We start from the raw sequence: 4,388 nt of genomic DNA, 5'->3' as shown, positions 1-4,388 counted from the left end.
GGCTATGTCTATGGCGGCTTCGCCGGTCCCGCCGGGGCCGATCCGGACAACCCTTATCTGGTGCCGAGTGACACGCTGGTGGAAGCAGGAGGCGTCCGCTCGGTGCATGACCTGTTCGGCGGGCTAGTGCCCCGCGCGTTCGTCGCGACCAAGGCGATCAGCCACGGCCTGGTCCGGCCGGATGCCGCGGCACCTGACGGCTGGGCGCCGCTCTTCGCGGCCGCGGCCGGCGATGCGGTGCTAGCGGGCTATTCGGTGTTCGAGCCGGGTGATGTCCGGCGCGCCGCCCGCCTGCTCTGGCAGTCCGGCCCGGTCCGGGCCAAGCTCGTCCACGGAGTTGCCGGACGCGGCCAGCGCGTCGTGGAGGACGAGCGGGCGCTCGATGCGCTGCTGGACGAGCTCGGCACGGCCCGGCTCGCCCGGGAGGGGCTGGTGCTGGAAGAAAATCTTGGGGAGGTCACCACGATCAGCGTCGGCCAGGTCCAGGCGGCCGGCCAGATCGTCTCCTACTGGGGCACGCAGCGCACCACCACCGACCATCTGGGGCAGACCGTCTATGGCGGCTCCGATCTCCGGCTGGTGCAGGGCCCGCTCGGCCGGCTGCGCGACCTCCCGCTGCCCCCGCCGATCCGCCACGCGATTGCCCAGGCCTGCCGCTATGACCGTGCGGCCGATCTGGCCTGGCCGGAGCTGCGGGCGTCCCGGCGCAACTACGACGTGGCATTCGGCAAGAACTCAGCCGGTGCGTGGCGCTCGGGCGTGCTCGAGCAGTCCTGGCGGATCGGTGGCGCCAGCGGTGCGGAGATCGCGGCGCTGGAGGCGTTCGGGGCCGACCCGTTGCTGCCGGCAATCCGCGCCAGCACCGTCGAGATCTATGGCACCGCACCCGTGCCCGAGGATGCGGTCGTGTATTTCGACGGCATCGACGCCGAGAATGGGCCGATGCTCAAATACGTGACGGTCGGGCGGGAATGACGACCAGGGACGAGCCGATCACGCTCGAGGTCGACGACGAGACGGTCGTGGGCACGCTGGTACGGCCGGCCAGGCAGTTGCCGGGCGTGCTGTTCGTGCATGGCTGGGGCGGCACCCAGGAACAGTATCTGGCACGCGCCAGGCAGATCGCGGAACTCGGCTGCATCTGCCTGACCTTCGACCTGCGCGGCCATGGCGGCTCGGCCGAGCGCCAGGAGAAGGTGACCCGCGAGGACAATCTGCGGGACGTGATCGCGGCCTATGACCGGCTGGCCCGGCAGCCCTTCGTCGACCGCCAGGCGATCGCGGTGATCGGCAGCAGCTATGGCGGCTATCTGGCCGCGATCCTGAGCAGCCTGCGGCCGGTCCGCTGGCTAGGATTGCGCGTGCCGGCACTCTACCGGGACGAGGACTGGGCGCTGCCCAAGCAGCAGCTCCGCAAGTATGGCCTTGCCGCCTATCGCCGCCAGATCATCAGCCCGGACGAGAACCGGGCGCTCGGCGCCTGCGCCCAGTTCGAGGGCGACGTGCTGCTGGTGGAATCGGAGCACGACGACATCATCCCGCACCCGGTGTTCACCAACTACATGGCGGCCTGCGAGAAGGCGCGCTCCTTGACCTACCGGATGATCCAAGGTGCCGATCACGGCCTGTCGGACGAGCGCGCCCAGCAGGACTACACTGCGATCCTGCTCAAATGGGTGAGCGAGGTGGGAATCGGCCGCGCCAGGGCCGAGGCCGCGAGCAGATAGCGGGGCCGCAGCCGCTGCGAGTTCAGGTCCCGTTCGCCATCCGCTTGCGCTTGCGCTTCAGCCACCATTGTTCGCACCAGAGCAGCGCCCGCCGGGTGGGGCGCCGCAGCGGCGGGATGTCCTGAGCCAGGAGCAGGAGGCCCAGCGGCAGCATCCAGATGCCCAGGATCGGCAGGAAGCTGAACAGGCCGCCGATGATCGCCAGGATGCCTACGGGGATGCGAACCCAGCGCGACGAGGGCTCGCGCAGCCAGCGGAGCGTCCTGGCCGCCCGGACGGGCAGCTCCTTCTCGATCCGCTGGAGCTGCCGCTCCAGCCGCTCCACTTCCCGGTCGCTCATCCATCCCCCTGTCGGACCCTGGCCGCCCGGCCAAAGTTGATGCCGGGCTGGAGGCGGCTCCGGCTGCACGACGTTTCGGGCGCAGGCGCCGGTTCCGACCTATTGGCTGCGGCCGGCGACGTCCACCGAATTAGCCGGTGTCGCCGGAGCTTTGCCGGCCGGGCATCACCCGCCGCCCAGGGCCCGGGCGGAGATCAGCTTCGGCCGGGGCAGGAAGCGGCTCTCGAACCGGGTGAACGACAGCCAGGCGATGCCGACCGTCACCGCCAGATAGGCGGCGAAGACCGCCAGGATCTGCGGGCTGAAGCGCCCATAGCCGGGCAGCCACGCCTCGATGAGCTGGAAGGTCACCAGCAGGATCGCACCGTGCATCAGGTAGACGCCGTAGGAGATCTTGCCGAGCAGGAGCAGCGGCGGCAGCGTCAGGAACCGGCCTAGCAGGCCGTCATCGACCAGTGCCACGCAGATCAGCCCGGTGCAGCACAGGATCAAGAGGGTGTAGCCCAGGCTCGCCTGGAGATGATCGCCCATGAACAGGAGATAGGGCACGTCGCGGAACAGCAGGCCTACGCCCAGCGAGTAGGTGACGAACAGGGCGGCTGGCACCAGCAGCAGCCACCAAGCGCGCCGCCCCAGGCGCAGGAGGTCGCGCTCGTGCAATGCCGCGAGCCCGCCCAGCGCGAAGGCGTCGAAGTGGAAGAAGGAGAAGAAGTAGACGAAGGCGGATGGGCGCACCGTCAGCGGCCCGGGCTCGGCCGAGAAGTACCAGAAGGCTGCTTGGCGCAGGATCGGGCTGATCAGCACGATGGCGAGCAGCAGGTTGCGCAGCGCGTTGCGCCCCAGGAAGAAGGGCAGGAACGGGGCCAGGAGATAGAAGTGGATCTCCACCCCCAGGCTCCAGAAGTGGTCGTAATGGAGCGTGTGTTGGACGGACGAGAACGACTTGACCAGGTTGTGCACGAACAGGGCCAGGCTCGGCACGGTGACCGCCAGGTGCTCCCAGCGCTGCAGGATCACCACCACCGCCGTCATGACCAGGAGCAGCAGGTAGTAGAGCGGCAGGAGGCGCAGGCAGCGCCGGACCATGAACTGGCCGTAGAACAGCCCGAACGGCATGTGCGGCTCGGCCTGCCGGGTCGCCAGTAGGTTCCGGAAGATGAAGAAGCCGGACAGGGTGAAGAACAGCCAGACGCCGCTCCAGCCAAACGGCAGGTACTTCCAGTGGAACAGGATCACCAGGAAGACGGCGATGCCGCGCAACCCGTCCAGGGGCAGAAGACGGCCATGCGCCGGGCGGGGCGTGGCGGTCGTGCGCTGGCTGGCACTGGACAGGAAGCTGATCGATTGCGCCATCTCGAGGCTTTCCTCACTGCCCCTGCGTCGGGCCGCAGGGCGGGGTGGCGGTGGTGGAACGGCCGGACAGCCGGCCGGGTCAGCGGAATAGGAGGATCGGGACCTTGCAGGACCGGATCATCTCGGTGGTGGTGCTGCCGATGATCAGGTTGCGCAGCCGCGAATGGCCAAAGGCGCCCATCACCAACAGATCGATCCCCTGAGCCTGGACCTCCCGGGCGATGACAGTGTCGGCCTCGCCTGAGAGGAGCTGGGTCGTCACCGTGTAGCCGGCGCGGCGCAATTGGCCACTGGCCGAAGCGAGCTGGTCCTCCTCCCGGTCGCCTGCCTGGGACCCGGCCATCAGCAGGTGCAGCGGCAGCCCCTGGAACAGGCGGTCATGGGCGATGTGGGTCACGGCCTTGCGCGCACTCGTCCCGCCGTCGAAGGCGATCATCACCCGCTCGATCGGGCTGAAGGCGCGGGCCGCCACCAGGATGAGCCGCCTGGCCGTGCGGGCGATCCGCTCCAGGTTCGAGCCCAGATGCAGCCGGGCGAAGTCGGCACCCTCGCCGCGCTTGCCGATCACCAGATAGGCGGCCTCCTCCTCGAACTCGTGGACCGCATCGATCAGGTCACCGTTGCGCAGCCTGGTCGAGACCTCTGCGACTCCGGCAGCACGCAGACGCGCCGCGGCGTTGTCCAGGATCAGCCGGCCCCGCCGCTGCGCCAGCCTGGCCTTCTGCTCGTCCAGCCGGGCGAACTCGGCCAGCAGCGTGTCGCTCTCGTCGATGTTCAGGTTGCCGCTAAGGTCAGCCGGCACACTGGCGGTCTCCCGCCGGCCCAGCACGTGCAGCAGCTCGACCAGCTTGCCCAACCGCCCTGCGGTCCAGGCGGCGAGATCACCAACGCTCTGCGCGTAGATCGAGCCGTCGACCAGCGCCAGGATCCTGCTCTGCATGGCTGGCCTCCCGTCAGTGACTGGCCAG

At 69.1% G+C, this 4,388-nt stretch carries 5 protein-coding genes; 2 read left to right on the top strand and 3 right to left on the bottom strand.

Annotated elements, in window-relative coordinates:
- On the top strand, positions 1 to 975 hold a 975-nt coding region (locus EQG76_RS26800; RefSeq protein WP_159717981.1), incomplete at its 5' end, for a DUF3182 family protein.
- The gene (locus EQG76_RS26795) at positions 972 to 1,727 is read left to right on the top strand and encodes an alpha/beta hydrolase family protein (RefSeq protein ID WP_159717979.1); all 756 of its coding nucleotides are present in this window, start codon (positions 972 to 974) and stop codon (positions 1,725 to 1,727) included. The genes EQG76_RS26800 and EQG76_RS26795, both read left to right, overlap by 4 nt.
- 22 nt (positions 1,728 to 1,749) lie before the next feature.
- Here the strand turns inward: EQG76_RS26795 and EQG76_RS26790 are convergent, their stop codons facing one another.
- From EQG76_RS26790 to EQG76_RS26780, 3 genes are all read right to left on the bottom strand, one after another.
- Positions 1,750 to 2,067 (bottom strand): hypothetical protein, encoded by a 318-nt coding sequence (locus EQG76_RS26790; protein WP_159717977.1) that lies wholly within the window; start codon positions 2,065 to 2,067, stop codon positions 1,750 to 1,752.
- Positions 2,068 to 2,232: 165 nt separating this feature from the next.
- Positions 2,233 to 3,420: an acyltransferase family protein gene (locus EQG76_RS26785; RefSeq protein ID WP_159717975.1), complete on the bottom strand. Its 1,188-nt coding sequence runs from the start codon at positions 3,418 to 3,420 to the stop codon at positions 2,233 to 2,235.
- Positions 3,421 to 3,499: 79 nt separating this feature from the next.
- The gene (locus EQG76_RS26780) at positions 3,500 to 4,360 is read right to left on the bottom strand and encodes a universal stress protein (RefSeq protein WP_159717973.1); all 861 of its coding nucleotides are present in this window, start codon (positions 4,358 to 4,360) and stop codon (positions 3,500 to 3,502) included.
- Positions 4,361 to 4,388: the final 28 nt, after the last annotated feature.

Origin of the sequence: Geminicoccus flavidas (genome assembly GCF_009806515.1) — a bacterium.
GTDB lineage: Bacteria > Pseudomonadota > Alphaproteobacteria > Geminicoccales > Geminicoccaceae > Geminicoccus > Geminicoccus flavidus.
This window is presented reverse-complemented; position numbering and strand designations above follow the sequence as displayed.

Coding starts and splice junctions, on each gene's coding strand:
- EQG76_RS26795 (WP_159717979.1), top strand. CDS start 972: ATGACGACCAGGGACGAGCCGATCACGCTCGAGGTCGACGACGAGACG.
- EQG76_RS26790 (WP_159717977.1), bottom strand. CDS start 2,067: ATGAGCGACCGGGAAGTGGAGCGGCTGGAGCGGCAGCTCCAGCGGATC.
- EQG76_RS26785 (WP_159717975.1), bottom strand. CDS start 3,420: ATGGCGCAATCGATCAGCTTCCTGTCCAGTGCCAGCCAGCGCACGACC.
- EQG76_RS26780 (WP_159717973.1), bottom strand. CDS start 4,360: ATGCAGAGCAGGATCCTGGCGCTGGTCGACGGCTCGATCTACGCGCAG.